The organism is Streptomyces sp. ISL-94 (genome assembly GCF_018614075.1).
Classification (GTDB): Bacteria; Actinomycetota; Actinomycetes; order Streptomycetales; family Streptomycetaceae; genus Streptomyces.
In genome coordinates, this window is the sequence record NZ_JAGGOZ010000009.1 from 55,368 (window position 1) to 70,641 (window position 15,274).

The window sequence follows — 15,274 nt, forward strand, 5'->3', positions numbered from 1 at the left end:
CCTCGCGAGGAGGCGGCGGGGGCCGCTACTTCAGGCCGACGGTGGCGCAGGCGGCCGCGTACTTGTCGGTGCAGATCTCGTCGGCCTTGTAGACGCCGTCCTTGACGACGGTGTCCTTGATGTTGTTCTTGGTGAGCGAGACGACCGGGATCAGCACGGAGGGCACGCCCTTCGTGGTGGGGCTGTCGACGTTCTGGTTGATGATGTCGTCGATCTTCTCGCCCTTGGCGAGGGCGACGGCCATCTTCGCGGCGGCCTCGGCCTCGGGGGCGTACGGCTTGTAGACGCTCATGAACTGCTCGCCCGCAACGATCCGCTGCACACCGGCGAGCTCGGCGTCCTGGCCGGTGACCGGGGGCAGGGGGGAGACGCCGGCCGCCTTGAGGGCGGTGATGATGCCGCCGGCCATGCCGTCGTTGGCGGAGTAGACGCCGATGACCTTGTCCTTGCCGAGCGCGGAGAGCGCGGCCGCCATGTTGGTGTTGGCGTTCTCCGGCTTCCACTCGACGGTGTCGTACTCCTTGCCGATGTTCACCTTGCCGTCGAGGACGGAGTGCGCACCGGACTTGAAGAGCTTGGCGTTCGGGTCGGTGACCGAACCGTTCATCATGACGATCTGGCCGTCCTTGGCCTTGTCGCCCAGCGCCTCCAGCAGGGCCTTGCCCTGGACCTTGCCGACCTCTTCGTTGTCGAAGGAGGTGTAGGCGTCGATCGGGCCCTCGGCGAGGCGGTCGTAGGCGACGACCGGGATACCGGCGTCCTTGGCCTTCTTGACCGAGCCGGCGATGGCCTTGGAGTCCACGGCGTCGACGATCAGGACGTTCACCTTGTTGGTGATCATCGTGTCGACCTGGGAGTTCTGCGTGGTCGCGTCCTGCTTGGCGTTGGCGTAGACGACCTGGCCCTTGCCACCGGTGAGGTCGGCGACCTTCTTCTCGATGAGCGGCTTGTCGAACTTCTCGTAACGCGCGGTCTGGTTCTCCGGCAGGAGCAGGCCGATCTTGATCGCGTCGCCCGCGGCGGAGCCGGAGGCCTTCGGCTTCTCGCCGGCCTCCTTGGCGCTGCCACACGCGGCGAGCGAAACGGCCATCGCTCCGGCTGCGACGGCTACAGCGGCTCTACGCATACGAGTGTTCATTTCTTGAACCTCCCTGACGAGGCCGCAACACTGCGGCCGAGGTGGATGTGAGTCAACCCCGGCCGCGTTTTGCCGTCAAGGAGTGAATCCTTAACGAGATGACAACGGTGCCATCTGTTATCTACCTGAAGGCAAGACGGCGGGCGTTCGCACTCCACTTCCATGATCTGACAAAAGCGTCGAATCGCCCATCTCGCTGAGTACGAGCGCCAGCGCGCCCAGCACCTCGGCCCGGCCGCCCAGGGAGCCCGTGAGCACCGACAACTGGCGGGCCGCGCTCGGAATCGCGTACCTCCCCACGGATTCACGGATGGGCGCCAGCACCAGTTCACCCGCTTCCGCCAGGGAGCCGCCCAGGACCACCCGGCTCGGGTTCAGGAGGTTGCAGAGGCTGGCCACGCCGCTGCCGATGTGGCGGCCCACGTCGGTGATCACCCGGCGGCAGCCCGGGTCCCCGCCGCGGGCCAGTTCGACCACCCGCTCCATCGTCAACTCCGGTCCGTGCGTGCCCTGGAGGAGCGGCAGGACGTACCGGGCCGCGGCGAAGGTCTCCAGGCAGCCGCGGTTCCCGCAGCGGCAGACCGGGCCGGATTCGTCCAGCGTGATGTGCCCGATCTCGCCCGCGGTGCCGCCCGGCCCCCGGTAGATCCGGCCGTTTATGACCAGCCCGGCGCCCACGCCGCTGGCCACCTTGATGTACGCGAGGTCCTTTACTCCCCGCCCGCTCCCCCAAACGAGTTCGCCGAGGGCTCCGAGGTTGGCGTCGTTGTCCACGTAGACCGGCACCCCGAGGCGCTGCGAGAGCTCCTGGCGGGGGTTGATCCCCGCCCATCCCGGCAGGATCGCGGTCGAGCCCAGGGTCCCGGACTCCACATCGATCGGGCCCGGGACGCCGAGCCCGACGCCGATGACCTTCTCCAGCCCCACCCCGATGCCCGCGATCAGCCGCCCGACCAGCGCTTCCGCCCGGTCGAAGCCCTCCGTCCAGGAGGCGTCCACATCCAGCGGCTCGGCCTCCTCGGCCAGCACCTGGTGGGCGAGGTTCCCGACCGCCACCCGCAGGTGGGTGTGGCCGAAGTCGACACCGATGACGATGCCCGCGTCACCGCTGAGCGAGACGCTGCGCGCCCGCCGGCCGCCCGCCGAGGTGTCGGTGACCTCGACGGTCCCGCTCTCCTTGAGCTCGCGGACGATGTTGGAGACCGTGGCCGCCGACAGTCCGGTGGTGCGGGCGATCTCCGCCTGGGTCAGCGAACCCGCGAGGCGCACCGCCCGCACGACCCGTTCGAGATTCGCGCGATGCAGCGAGGACTGCGATCCGGGAGTCTGCACGACTCATCCACTCCTGCCCATAAGCGACGGCAAGCCGTCGCCCCCCGGCCGGGACGTCGCGGCTCGCGCTGCGAGACCCCGGCGTCTCTCCAACTTGTGAACCTTAAGTCGAGCCTTTGCGCATCCACACGTCAAGAGCCTGAGACAGCACGAAACGGCCACTATCGGCCATAAGGGGGAGAGAGCGGTCGCCGAGATCGTGTTCCGGTCGCCGAGGCGCCGATCCTCTGCGGCCTTTCCGGCCTGGCTGATCGGCGTACTGCTCGCCTACCGCACGCTCACCCCGTTCGTGAAGACCTGGTACATCCGCACGTTCGACACCTGGCTCCAGTCCGTGACCGGCAGGCGGTGCGGAAGGAGTGTGACGCAGCTCTCCGGCAAACAGTGACAGGACGTTGTCGCGGACGGCTGCGAGCCTTGGCAGCATGACGATCACAGATGAGGACTGCCTCGCCGAGACCCTGGCCTTCAACAAGCGGTTCGAGGCCACTGCCGTGAGCCGGCCGGCGCGCGAAGGGACACCGGACGCAGCCCTGCCGGCCGCGCTGCGGAGCAACCGGCTCGGTGGCGACACGCCACCGGTGAGACTGCCGCACGGCCAAGACCGCGTCGTTGAGGGCGGGGTGAAGGTACGGGTCTTCGTGCCGGACCGCGTTGACGGCGTGTACCTGCACCTCCACGGAGGCGGCTGGGCGTTCGGTTCCGCGGACGGGCAGGACGAGAGGCTGTGGCTGCTCGCCGAGCGGGCACGGCTGGCCGTGGTGAGCGTGGACTACCGTCTCGCGCCCGAACATCCGTTCCCCGCCGGGCCCGACGACTGCGAAGCGGCTGCCCGGTGGCTGGTGAAGAACGCCGCGGCCGGGTTCGGTACCGACCGGCTGCTGATCGGCGGTGAATCGGCCGGTGCCCACCTCAGCGTCGTGACCCTGCTGCGCCTTCGCGACCGGCACGGCATCACCGGCGCGTTCCGGGCGGCCCACCTGCTCTTCGGCCCCTACGACCTGTCGATGACGCCGAGCCAGCGGTCGTTCGGCTCCAAGCGGCTGCCGAGCAATACCGACACACTGCGGCGGACCTATGAGCTGTTCACACCGGGCATGGGGGCGGAGCAGCGCCGTGATCCCGAGGTCTCACCGCTGTTCGCCGACCTTGCCGGCTTGCCGCCGGCCCGGATCGTCGTCGGCACCGAGGATCCGCTGCTGGACGACTCGCTGTTCCTGGCCGGGCGGTGGCAAGCGGCAGGCGCGCCCGTGCAGCTCGATGTCGTCGCCGGCGCCATGCACGGCTTCACTCTGTTCCCGCTGACCGTCACCGAGCGGGAGCTGCGGCGCGAGCAGGACTTCCTGTCCACCACGGGACGGTAGCGTCGCCGGCATGAACCGCACTGCCCGGCTCTACGCGCTGGTGGAAGAGCTGCGCGCGGCGGCGCCGCGGCCGCTGACGGTCGCGGCGCTCGCCGCGCGATTCGAGGTGAGCACGCGTACGGTGCAGCGCGACCTGCAGGCGCTGATGGAGACCGGTGTCCCGGTACGCACCGCACCCGGGCGAGGCGGGGGCTGGTCGATCGACCCGGCGATGACCCTGCCCCCGATCCACTTCACCGCCGATGAGGCCTCGGCACTGGCGGTCGCCCTCGCCGCGGCCGACGCCTGCGCCCCGTACTCCGGTGCGGCCCGCACGGCAGCCCAGAAGATCGCGGCCTCGATGACCGGTACCGTCTCGGCGGCGGCGCAGGAACTCGCCGCACGGATCGTTACGCTGCCCTCGCCGGCCGACTCCACGGTCCGCGCTGCAGTGGAACAGGCCCTCACCACACCCACGGTCCTGCGGCTGTGCTACACCGACGCGGCAGGACGCCCAAGCGACCGCGTGGTGGAACCTGCCGGACTGCTCACCGCCGACGGCCGGTGGTACGTCATCGCCTGGTGCCGCATGCGACAGGCCGGGCGGGGCTTCCGGCTGGACCGCATCACAGCAGCGGCTCCCACCACTGAGCGGGCTCAGCGCCACGACCTGACCGAACTGCTGCGCGGCTCGGCCGCAGCCGGCGCCGTGCAGCCCACGACGCTGGCTTCACTCACGCCCGCGCCGAGTCCGGCGCCGTCCCGGCCCGGCCAGGCCACCGGCCGGCCGCCGGCCCGGCACGGTGACGTCAGGCCTACTTGAGCGTCGCGGAGGTCAGCCCGGCCTGGATCTGGCGCTGGAAGGACAGGTAGACCACCAGCATCGGGATCATCGCGATGGTCACGCCGGCGAACAGCACCGGGAGGTCGGTCTCGTATCCCTGCTGCTGTTGGAGCTGGATCAGGCCCTGGGTGAGCAGGTAGCGCTCGGGGTCCGATCCCGTCTGGGGCTGCATCAGCACGGAAGGCAGGATGTACTGGTTCCACTGGCCCAGGATGTTGAATATCCCGACGCTGATCAGCCCGGGCTTGGCCATCGGCACCATCACCTGGAAGAAGATCCGGGTGTCGGAGGCCCCGTCGATCACCGCCGCCTCGTGCACCGCCGTCGGGAGCGTCCGGAAAAACGAGTGCATGAAGAAGACGGTGAACGGCATCGAGTAGGCGACGTACACGAGGATCAGGCCGTGGTACGTGTTCAGCATGTCGAACCGCTTGACCATGAAGAACAGCGGGACGAGCGCCAGGAAGACGGGGAACATCGCCCCGCTGACGAAGAAGTAGTAGATGAACCGGTTGCCTGGGAAGGGGTAGCGGGCCAGGACGTACGCCGCCATCGAGCCGAGCAGCATCGTCAGCGGAACCGAGAACGCCATCACGATCAGCGTGTGGGCGAAATAGTCGCCGATGCCCTTGTCCCAGGCCCGGCCGAAGGCGTCGACGTTCCAGTTGGAGGGCCAGCTCAGGGCCGAGCCGCCGATCTGCGCGTCGGTCTTGAAGGAGCCGAGCGCCAGCCAGATCAGGGGCAGGACGATCAATATGGCCCAGACGGCGAGGAAGCCGTGGGAGAAGACGTTGAGGGCCATGCCCTCAGAGCGGCGGGCGCCCCGCTCCCCGGTCGGGCCGGCTCCGCCGGGCTGCTCCGCGGCGGCCTCGCCCGGCGCCTTGATCACTGTGGTCATTGTGGTCTCCCGCTCAGAACTCGATGCGCTCGCGGCGGGTGGCGCGCAGCGTGATGACGGAGAGGATCATGGTGAGGACGAGCATGACCACGCCCATGGCGCAGGCGTAGCCGCTCTTGCCGAAGTAGAGGAAGTTCCTCATCAGCACCGTCGCCATGACCTCACTGTGGTGGTCGGGTCCGCCTCCGAACTGGCCCGAGGTCATGGTCGACACCAGGACGAACATGTCCATCGCGGCGATTCCCAGGTAGACCGCGGAAGTCTGCACAGAATCCCACAGCAGGGGCAGGGTGACCTTGAAGAAGGTCTGGGCGCGCCCGGCGCCGTCGAGCAGCGCCGCCTCGTAGATGTCCTTGGGGACGGACTGCATGGCCGCCGAGAACAGCACGAGGTAGAAGCCGACGCCGTGCCAGACGACCACGACGAGCAGGCACCAGAGCACGAACCTGGGCTCGTTCAGCCATTCGACCGGGTGCAGCGGGTCGACCAGGCCGAGCTTGATGAGGACGCCGTTGAGCAGGCCGCCCTCGTCGGTGCGGTACACGGCCCCGAAGAGCACCGCGAGGATGGCGAGGGAGAGGACCTGCGGGAAGAAATAGACGATCTTGTAGAACGCCGACCCCCGCACGCCCTGCACCCCGCCGGCCCCGCCCCGCCCGCCCGCGTTCACCATGAAGGCGAAGAAGAGGGCGAGCAGGATGGTGACGGTCGGGACGAACACCAAGAGCAGCAGGTTGTGCCACAGGGCGCCGCGGAAGACCTCGTCCTTCATCAGGGCCGAGTAGTTGTCGATCCCGACGAAATCGAACGTCGGTGACTGGCCCGTCCAGTTGGTGAAGGAATAGCCGAACGTCTGTACGTACGGCCAGATGACGAAGGTCAGGTACAGCGCGAGGGGCGCGAGGAGGAAGCCGGCGATGAAGCCGCCCCGTCCTCTGCCCTGGGCTACTTGGCTCATGGTGTCCGTCCCTGCGGGGGTCAGCTGCGCTTGTTGTTCTTGGCGTTGGGGTCCTGCGCCGCCTTGTTTACCGCAGCCTGGGCGCGCTTGATCCACTCCTTCGGCTGAATACGCTTGGCCATCAGCTCATTGGACGCGTCCTGGATCGCCGTGTCCATCTCGCTGTACCAGTCGGGATAAAGGTAGTTGAAGGTGTTCGTCCCCGCCGCCTTGAGGGCCGTCACCGCCGACTGGGTGCCCGGGCGCAGCTTCACGTTCGGGTCCACGCCGTCCTTGACCACGGTGAGCGAGTTGGCCTGCTGGGCGAAGAGGGTCGACCATTCGCGGGACAGCATCGAGCGGATGAACTCCAGCCCCCCGGCCTTGTTGGCCGCCTTCTCCGGGACGATGAACGGCTCGCCGGCGCCGGCCCGGATGGCCTCGAAAGGCAGCTTGCTGTCGGCGAGCAGCGGCACCGGCAGGAACTGCATGTCGAAGTCTTCGGGCGTCTGCTTGAGCTGCTCGTTCTCCAGCCAGGAGCCGGAGGGGATGAAGGCGGCCTTGTACTGGTTCCAGGCGGTCTGGGACTCCGTGTGCGTCAGGCCGTTGGTGCCCGGCAGCATCAGGTCCTTCTCGACCACTTCGTAGACCGCCTCGACGGCGGCGAGGGCGGCCGCGTTGCCCTCGAAGGCGTTGGGCTCAAGGTTGTCGATCGCCTTCATGGCCTCCAGACCGCCCTTCTTGGCGATCAGATCCATGATGACGACGTTGATGTAGTACGGGAACTTGCCCTGGTGGGCGAGGCCGCCGATGCCGGCTTCCTTGGCCTTCGTACAGACCGCGAGGAACTCGTCCCAGGTCTTCGGCGGCGTCCAGCCCTTCTCCTTGAAGAGCTTGCCGGAGTACCAGAGGCCGAAGACGGTGTACACGTAGTTCAGCGATACGAACTTTCCGCCCTGCATGCCCTGTTCGACGGTGCCCGCGATCAGCGTGTCCCGGACCTTCTTGTTCGGGTCGTCAAGCGAGGGTGCGTCCAGCACGGGGGTGAGGTCGGCGAGCTGGTTGCTCTTGAAGAGCACGTCCAGCTTGATCTTCTGGGCACCGGAGTCGTCGACGACGTCCGGCGGGTTTCCGCCGTTGAAGCGCGTCTGGAGCTTTCCGGTGATCTCCTGGGTGCCCAGGTGGGAGCTGGTGGTGCCCCACTTCTTGTCGAAGGCGGCCTCCCAGGCCTTGGCGTAGTCGTCGCCGAACCCGCCCTTGAAGACGACGACGTCCAGCTTGCCGCCCTTGGCCACGCCGAAGGGGTTCTCCTTGGTCACCGCACCCTTGTCCGGGCCCTTCGTGGTGTCCTCACCGCCGGAGGCGCAGGCGGACAGGAAGCTCATCGTCGGCACCGTGATCAGTCCGAGTGCTGCGGAGCGCTTGATCAGATCGCGGCGGCCGAGGCCCTCACCAGTGGATCCCATGCTCATGTCCTCGCCTTCGTCAGAAGTGTGAAGGAGGCCGGAAATCACCCCGGTCGCCGCGCATGCGGACATCACCGCAGGTCCCCGCCCATCCCCCGGTCCGGGGCCGCTCGTCTCGCGATGGTCCGGACGGGCACAGGTATAGTCCACTTCCGCTCGCCTGAGCAAGATCGTGCACAACTATGGACCTCGGCTTTTCCGAGTTGAGACCTCTCCGTCACCTGGCCCCGACCGCCGGGGACACCCCGGAAAAGCGGAAGGGCCGTACCCCCTTAACGGGGATACGGCCCTATGGTGCCGATAAGCGGAGAATGACTCCGCTTGGCGCGCCCTTAGCCTCGGATGAGGTTGCGGAGCACGTACTGCATGATTCCGCCGTTGCGGTAGTAGTCCGCCTCACCCGGCGTGTCGATGCGGACGACCGCGTCGAACTCCACACCGGTGTCGGTGGTGACCTTGACGGTGCGCGGGGTGGTGCCGTTGTTCAGCTCCTCCACACCGGTGAAGGCGAAGGTCTCCTCGCCGGTGAGGCCCAGGGAGGCCGCCGTGGCGCCCTCGGGGAACTGCAGGGGCAGGACGCCCATGCCGATCAGGTTGGAGCGGTGGATGCGCTCGTAGGACTCGGCGATGACGGCCTTGACGCCGAGCAGCGCGGTGCCCTTGGCGGCCCAGTCGCGGGAGGAGCCGGAGCCGTACTCCTTGCCCGCCAGGATGACCAGCGGGATGCCGGCGGCCTGGTAGTTCTGCGAGGCGTCGTAGATGAAGGAGACCGGCGCGCCGTCGACGGTGAAGTCGCGGGTGAAGCCGCCCTCGGTGCCCGGCGCGATCTGGTTGCGCAGGCGGATGTTGGCGAAGGTACCGCGGATCATGACCTCGTGGTTGCCGCGGCGGGAACCGTACGAGTTGAAGTCGCGGCGCTCGACGCCGTGCTCGGTGAGGTACTTGCCGGCCGGGGTGTCGGCCTTGATCGCACCGGCCGGGGAGATGTGGTCGGTGGTGACCGAGTCGCCCAGCTTCGCCAGCACGCGGGCGCCGGCGATGTCGGAGACCGGGGTGGTCTCCATCGTCATGCCCTCGAAGTAGGGGGGCTTGCGGACGTAGGTCGACTGCGGGTCCCACTCGAAGGTGTTGCCGGTCGGGATCGACAGCGCCTGCCACTGGGCGTCGCCCGCGAAGACGTCCTGGTAGGACTTGTTGAACATGTCCTCGCCGATGGCGTTCGCCACGACGTCGTTGACCTCGGCCTCGGAGGGCCAGATGTCCTTGAGGTAGACCGGCTTGCCCTCGGTGTCGATGCCGATGGCCTCGGTGGTGATGTCCACCTTCATGGAGCCCGCGATGGCGTACGCGACGACCAGCGGCGGGGACGCCAGGTAGTTCATCTTGACGTCGGGGTTGATCCGGCCCTCGAAGTTGCGGTTGCCGGAGAGCACCGAGGTGACCGCGAGGTCGTGCTCGTTGATCGCCTTCGAGATCTCCTCGTCCAGCGGACCGGAGTTGCCGATGCAGGTGGTGCAGCCGTACCCGACGAGGTTGAAGCCCATCTTGTCGAGGTACGGGGTCAGGCCGGCCTTGTCGAAGTAGTCGGTGACGACCTTCGAGCCCGGGGCCAGGGTGGTCTTGACCCACGGCTTGCGGGTCAGGCCCTTCTCGACCGCCTTCTTGGCCACGAGCGCCGCGGCGACCATGACGTAGGGGTTCGAGGTGTTGGTGCAGGAGGTGATCGCGGCGACGGTGACGGCGCCGTGGTCGATCTCGAAGGACGAGCCGTCGGCCAGGGTGACCGGGGTGGGCTTCGACGGGGCGCCGTCCGGGTGGTTCGCCGGGGCGTCGGAGGCCGGGAAGGACTCGATGCCCGCCTCGTCCACGTCGTCGACGTAGTTGCGCACGTCCAGGGCGAACTGCTCGGCGGCGTTCGCGAGGACGATGCGGTCCTGCGGGCGCTTGGGGCCGGCGATGGAGGGGACGACCGTGGAGAGGTCGAGCTCCAGCCTCTCGGAGAAGTCCGGCTCGGCGGCCGGGTCCAGCCACAGGCCCTGCTCCTTGGCGTACGCCTCGACGAGCGCGACCTGCTGGGCGTCGCGGCCGGTCAGGCGCAGGTACTTCAGGGTCTCGTCGTCGATCGGGAAGATCGCGGCGGTGGAGCCGAACTCCGGCGACATGTTGCCGATGGTGGCGCGGTTCGCGAGGGAGGTGGCGGAGACGCCCTCACCGTAGAACTCGACGAACTTGCCGACGACGCCGTGCTTGCGCAGCATCTCGGTGATGGTGAGCACCAGGTCGGTGGCGGTGGTGCCGGCGGGCAGCTCGCCGGTCAGCTTGAAGCCCACGACGCGCGGGATCAGCATGGAGACCGGCTGGCCGAGCATCGCGGCCTCGGCCTCGATGCCGCCGACGCCCCAGCCGAGCACACCGAGGCCGTTGACCATGGTGGTGTGCGAGTCGGTGCCGACGAGGGTGTCGGGGTACGCCTGGCCGTTACGGACCATGACGGTGCGGGCCAGGTGCTCGATGTTGACCTGGTGGACGATGCCGGTGCCCGGGGGGACGACCTTGAACTCGTCGAAGGCGGTCTGGCCCCAGCGCAGGAACTGGTAGCGCTCCTTGTTGCGGCCGTACTCCAGCTCCACGTTCTGGGCGAACGCGTCGTTGGTGCCGAACTTGTCGGCGATGACGGAGTGGTCGATGACCAGCTCGGCCGGGGCCAGCGGGTTGATCTTGGACGGGTCGCCGCCGAGGGCCTTGACGGCCTCACGCATGGTGGCGAGGTCCACGACGCAGGGAACACCGGTGAAGTCCTGCATGATCACGCGGGCCGGCGTGAACTGGATCTCCTCGCTGGGCTTGGCCTGGGAGTCCCAGTTGCCGAGCGACCGGATGTGGTCGGCGGTGATGTTCGCGCCGTCCTCGGTACGGAGCAGGTTCTCCAGCAGGATCTTCAGGCTGTAGGGAAGGCGGGCGGAGCCCTCGACCTTGTCCAGCTTGAAGATCTCGTACGACTCGTCGCCCACCTGCAGCGTGCTGCGGGCGTCGAAGCTGTTCGCCGACACGACAGTCTCCTTCATGCATGAATTCGCGCGTTTACCGCATCCTGCCGCCACGCCCCATGGCCAATCCGCTAAGGTAAGGCTAAGTTAGGTAACCCTTACCGGCGGGGGCGACTGCGGTACGCCTTGGCAGATATCTCGATGTCGAGATAACTCTAGTACATGTCCGGGGATCGCAACGAGGCGCGCTGTCCGGGATCTGTCACATCCGCCGGCCGGGGGGCCGCTTCCGCCTGCCCGGATTCTCGCGGCGCTCCAGGCGGAGCGGTCCATTCGGGTCTCTGCGACCACTCATCGGGGGCGGGTCGCCGAACGGCCGGCTCCGCGGGCGCCGGGGTTCGCGCAGCTGGAGCCGCGTCAGCGCTGGGCGTGGCGGGCGGACAGGAGTTGACGGCCGCCGCATCAGCGCAGGGCGTGGCGGGCGGCCCAGGAGTTGACGGCGGCGGCGATCTCCTCGGGCCGGTCCTCCGGGCAGAGGTGGGCGGCGGCGCCGCAGTACTCGGTCTCCAGCGCCGAGATGTTCTCCTCGCACCAGGCGATCGCCTCGGCGCCGACCATCAGAGCGGGCGAGCCGTCGAAGGTGAGCAGGAGCTTGGGGATCTGCGGGCAGGCCGACAGCCAGGCGTCGTACTCCTCGACCCGGGCGACCACATCGGCCGGCTCCCCGTCGATCGGCAGCGAGCGGGCCCACTGGAGCATCGGCAGCCGGCTCTCGCGGGACGGGTAGGGGGCGGCGTAGACCACCCGGTCGGCCTCGCTCATCGGGTGCAGCACCGTCTGCCGGATGCTGTCCTCGATGAAGAGGTTCCGGTCCAGGACCATCTCCTCGCCCACGCCCGGGGTGCGGATGGCCTGGAACCGGGCCCGGGCGGCCGGCGGGTACTCCTCCCAGCCCATCGGTCGCAGGATCGTCTCCATGAAGGCGAGGCCGCGCACCCGCTCCGGATGCCGGGCGGCCCAGTCGAAGGCGAGCGCCCCGCCCCAGTCCTGGCCGACCAGCACCACCTCGCCGAGCCCGAGGGCGTCGAACCAGGCGTCGGCCTCGGCGCACGCCCAACGCCTGGTGACCGAGGGACTGAGTGGGGCAGATGCCCGTAAATGGCACTATGCGGCCCTGGTTGCCCTGGAGGAGTCCGGACCGGCGAGCCAGGCCGCCCTGAGCGGCCGCACCGGTATCCACCGCAGCGACCTCGTCGCCGTCATCAACGAACTCGCCGAGCGCGAACTGGTGCAGCGGACCCCGGACCCCGAAGACCGCAGGCGCAACGTCATCACCCTCACGCCGCTCGGCCGGCGGCGGCTGCGCAAGCTCGAACAACTCCTCGACGCGGCCCAGGAGACACTCCTGTCCCCCCTGTCCGAGCAGGAGCGGAAGCAGCTCACGCACCTCCTGGGCCGGCTCGTCGCGCACCACGCGTCAGCGGGCGCGGGCATGGAAGCTGACGGTCGGTAACACCCGTCTGCCCCACCCGACGCGATCGACATCTCATATGTGAGATACGGTGCAGCCATGGCAGACGACTACCTCGTACGCATCGGCAAGCTCATCCGTGACGCCCGGCAGCACCGGGGCTGGACACAGAGTCAGCTGGCCGACGCGCTCGGCACCAGCCAGAGCGCCGTGAACCGGATCGAGCGCGGCAATCAGAACATCAGCCTTGAGATGATCGCCCGAATCGGTGAAGCTCTCGACAGCGAGATCGTCTCCCTCGGCTACGCCGGCCCGATGCATCTGCGGGTCGTCGGCGGCCGCCGGCTGTCCGGCGCCATCGACGTCAAGACGAGCAAGAACGCCTGTGTCGCCCTGCTGTGCGCCTCCCTCCTCAACAACGGCCGTACGGTCCTGAGGCGGGTGGCCCGTATCGAGGAGGTCTACCGCCTCCTCGAGGTGCTGAACTCCATCGGCGTGCGCACCCGCTGGATCAACGACGGCGTGGACCTGGAGCTCATCCCGCCGGCCCGCATCGACATGGACGCCATGGACGCGGACGCCGCCCGCCGGACCCGCAGCATCATCATGTTCCTGGGCCCCCTGCTGCACCGGATGGACCAGTTCCGCCTCCCGTACGCCGGCGGCTGCGACCTCGGCACCCGCACCATCGAGCCCCACATGATCGCCCTGCGCCGCTTCGGCCTGGACATCACCGCGACCGAGGGCATCTACCACGCCAAGGTCGAGGCCGGAGTCTCCCCGGACCGCCCGATCGTGCTGACCGAGCGCGGGGACACCGTCACCGAGAACGCGCTCCTGGCCGCCGCCCGGCACGACGGCGTCACGGTCATCCGCAACGCCTCCTCCAACTACATGGTCCAGGACCTGTGCTTCTTCCTGGAGGCGCTCGGCGTCAAGGTCGAGGGCGTCGGCACCACCACGCTCACCGTCCACGGCGTCCCGAACATCGACGTGGACGTGGACTACTCCCCCTCCGAGGACCCGGTCGAGGCGATGAGCCTGCTCGCCGCCGCGGTCGTCACGGAGTCGGAGCTGACCATCCGCAGGGTTCCGATCGAGTTCATGGAGATCGAGCTCGCGGTCCTGGAGGAGATGGGCCTGGACCACGACCGCTCGGCGGAGTACACCGCCGACAACGGCCGCACCCGCCTGGTCGACCTCACGGTCCGCCCCTCCAAGCTCCAAGCCCCGATCGACAAGATCCACCCGATGCCGTTCCCCGGGCTGAACATCGACAACGTCCCGTTCTTCGCGGCCATCGCCGCCGTCGCCCAGGGCCAGACCCTGATCCACGACTGGGTGTACGACAACCGCGCGATCTACCTCACCGACCTCAACCGCCTCGGCGGCCGCCTCCAACTCCTGGACCCCCACCGCGTCCTGGTCGAGGGCCCCACCCGCTGGCGCGCGGCAGAGATGATGTGCCCCCCGGCTCTCCGCCCGGCGGTGGTCGTCCTCCTGGCGATGATGGCAGCCGAGGGCACCTCGGTACTCCGCAACGTCTACGTCATCAACCGCGGCTACGAGGAACTGGCCGAGCGCCTCAACTCGGTGGGCGCCCAGATCGAAATCTTCCGCGACATCTGAGCCTGCGGCCCGCAGGACCGCTGACGGCCGGTCAGCCGCAACTCCACACTTCGAAGGCCCCGTTGCTGCTCACCTCCGAGCAGCGGGGCCTTCGTCATGCGCCGCGGGACAGGATCAGGCCCATCGGCAACCGGGCCGCTCGTCACCGGATCGAGGGAGTGCTGGCCGCCCTTCCGGGTCGGTAGGGTGCTGATCCTGTTCGACGGAGGTACGACGATGAACCCCGAAGACGAACCCCTCGCCGCCCCATGGACCGCCCGCCGTGAACGACGGCTCCGCAAGCCGACCAGCGCCGACGGGAGTTCCCGTTGAACAACTACTGGGACACGTACGCCGAAGGGTGGGGCGTGGTCGAATGGGACGACGCCGAATTCCGCGGATGGACGCAGTACGAGGGTCACGGCCCCGGCCTGGACTTGCTCGGCGCACCCGCCAGTGTGCTGGAGCTGGGATGCGGTGACGCGTTGGAACTGGTGCTCTTCGCCCGCCAAGGCATTCCCGTGACCGGCCTGGACCTCGCTCCGGCGCACGTGGACCGCGCCCGGAAGCGGTGCGCAGGACTGCCCGCGCGGTTCTTCCAGCAGGACGCCACCGCATTCCTCACGCGTACGGACGAGGCTTTCGACGCGGTGAGCTCCCGCTTCGGGGCGGTGTGGTTCACCAACCCCCGCGAACTGCTGCCGCTGATCCGCAAGAGGCTCACGCCGAAGGGCATCCTGCTCTTCACGCACGGGCCGGCGGTGGACGGCTGTTACGGCCCACAGGGGATGTATCCGGGGGCCCTCCGGGGGCGGCCCATCGCGGTCAAGCGGTGGTCGTACACGCCGCAGATGTACGAGGAGATGCTGGCGGAGGCGGGGTTCGGCCGCGTGGAGGCCCAGGTGCTGGAGGCCCCCGACCCACTCGACCTCGGCACGCTCATGGTCCGGGCCTGGGTGGAGGCGGCGTGACCTCCGCCTGGCTCCCGCCCGGGCAGTACATCGAGACCATCGCCCGCGCGACCTCGTACGCCTGCCTCTACTTCACCGACACCCGCGGCCGGCCCGTCCAGCTGCGCGCCACCAACTCCACCGAGGTCTGGCAGTGGCCGGGCGGGAACATGGATCCCGGGGAGACGCCGTGGGAGTGCGCCGTGCGCGAGTGCCTGGAGGGGTAGCGGGGGGGGCGACCGGTGGGTTTCGGCCTGATGGGGTGGTCGTCCTCGCCATCACGCTGGGGGGACCGGCAGA

At 68.6% G+C, this 15,274-nt stretch carries 13 protein-coding genes; 6 read left to right on the plus strand and 7 right to left on the minus strand.

Annotation, left to right across the window (positions count from 1 at the left end; all coding sequences use genetic code 11):
* Positions 1 to 25: 25 nt before the first annotated feature.
* Both J7E94_RS02805 and J7E94_RS02810 read right to left on the minus strand, forming a co-directional pair.
* Positions 26 to 1,126 carry a sugar ABC transporter substrate-binding protein gene (locus tag J7E94_RS02805; RefSeq protein WP_215012000.1) on the minus strand — a complete coding sequence of 367 codons (1,101 nt, stop codon included), beginning with the start codon at positions 1,124 to 1,126 and terminating at the stop codon, positions 26 to 28.
* 129 nt (positions 1,127 to 1,255) lie between these two features.
* Positions 1,256 to 2,470: an ROK family transcriptional regulator gene (locus tag J7E94_RS02810; RefSeq protein ID WP_215012002.1), complete on the minus strand. Its 1,215-nt coding sequence runs from the start codon at positions 2,468 to 2,470 to the stop codon at positions 1,256 to 1,258.
* Positions 2,471 to 2,895: 425 nt separating this feature from the next.
* Between J7E94_RS02810 and J7E94_RS02815 the strand changes: the two genes are divergently transcribed.
* Together J7E94_RS02815 and J7E94_RS02820 are read left to right on the plus strand one after the other, a co-directional pair.
* Entirely contained in the window at positions 2,896 to 3,834 is a 939-nt protein-coding gene (locus J7E94_RS02815; protein WP_215012003.1) for an alpha/beta hydrolase, read from the plus strand.
* Between the two features lie 10 nt (positions 3,835 to 3,844).
* Complete coding sequence (locus J7E94_RS02820) at positions 3,845 to 4,636, plus strand: YafY family protein (RefSeq protein WP_215012004.1); 792 nt, start codon at positions 3,845 to 3,847, stop codon at positions 4,634 to 4,636.
* Here J7E94_RS02820 and J7E94_RS02825 read toward each other — a convergent pair.
* The 5 genes from J7E94_RS02825 to J7E94_RS02845 form a co-directional block, all read right to left on the minus strand.
* Entirely contained in the window at positions 4,629 to 5,555 is a 927-nt protein-coding gene (locus J7E94_RS02825; RefSeq protein ID WP_215012005.1) for a carbohydrate ABC transporter permease, read from the minus strand. The two genes, J7E94_RS02820 and J7E94_RS02825, sit on opposite strands and share 8 nt — an antisense overlap.
* 13 nt (positions 5,556 to 5,568) lie before the next feature.
* Positions 5,569 to 6,513, minus strand: coding sequence for a carbohydrate ABC transporter permease (locus J7E94_RS02830; RefSeq protein WP_215012006.1), 945 nt, complete (start codon positions 6,511 to 6,513; stop codon positions 5,569 to 5,571).
* A 20-nt stretch (positions 6,514 to 6,533) separates the two neighbouring features.
* Entirely contained in the window at positions 6,534 to 7,958 is a 1,425-nt protein-coding gene (gene ngcE, locus J7E94_RS02835) for an N-acetylglucosamine/diacetylchitobiose ABC transporter substrate-binding protein (RefSeq protein ID WP_374224379.1), read from the minus strand.
* 332 nt (positions 7,959 to 8,290) lie between these two features.
* A complete protein-coding gene (gene acnA, locus J7E94_RS02840) occupies positions 8,291 to 11,008 on the minus strand; it encodes an aconitate hydratase AcnA (protein WP_308344445.1) in 2,718 nt (905 codons plus the stop codon).
* A 399-nt stretch (positions 11,009 to 11,407) separates the two neighbouring features.
* Positions 11,408 to 12,007, minus strand: a complete 600-nt coding sequence (locus tag J7E94_RS02845; RefSeq protein ID WP_215012011.1) for a haloalkane dehalogenase — start codon at positions 12,005 to 12,007, stop codon at positions 11,408 to 11,410.
* A 61-nt stretch (positions 12,008 to 12,068) separates the two neighbouring features.
* On the opposite strand from J7E94_RS02845, the gene J7E94_RS02850 reads away from it, so the two are divergent.
* From J7E94_RS02850 to J7E94_RS35285, 4 genes are all read left to right on the plus strand, one after another.
* Complete coding sequence (locus J7E94_RS02850; RefSeq protein ID WP_308344446.1) at positions 12,069 to 12,458, plus strand: MarR family transcriptional regulator; 390 nt, start codon at positions 12,069 to 12,071, stop codon at positions 12,456 to 12,458.
* A gap of 57 nt (positions 12,459 to 12,515) precedes the next feature.
* Positions 12,516 to 14,045 carry a UDP-N-acetylglucosamine 1-carboxyvinyltransferase gene (locus tag J7E94_RS02855; RefSeq protein ID WP_215012014.1) on the plus strand — a complete coding sequence of 510 codons (1,530 nt, stop codon included), beginning with the start codon at positions 12,516 to 12,518 and terminating at the stop codon, positions 14,043 to 14,045.
* A 308-nt stretch (positions 14,046 to 14,353) separates the two neighbouring features.
* Complete coding sequence (locus tag J7E94_RS02860; protein ID WP_251056034.1) at positions 14,354 to 14,995, plus strand: bifunctional 2-polyprenyl-6-hydroxyphenol methylase/3-demethylubiquinol 3-O-methyltransferase UbiG; 642 nt, start codon at positions 14,354 to 14,356, stop codon at positions 14,993 to 14,995.
* Positions 14,992 to 15,201, plus strand: coding sequence for an NUDIX domain-containing protein (locus J7E94_RS35285; RefSeq protein WP_308344447.1), 210 nt, complete (start codon positions 14,992 to 14,994; stop codon positions 15,199 to 15,201). The genes J7E94_RS02860 and J7E94_RS35285 overlap by 4 nt, the downstream gene beginning before the upstream one ends.
* Positions 15,202 to 15,274: the final 73 nt, after the last annotated feature.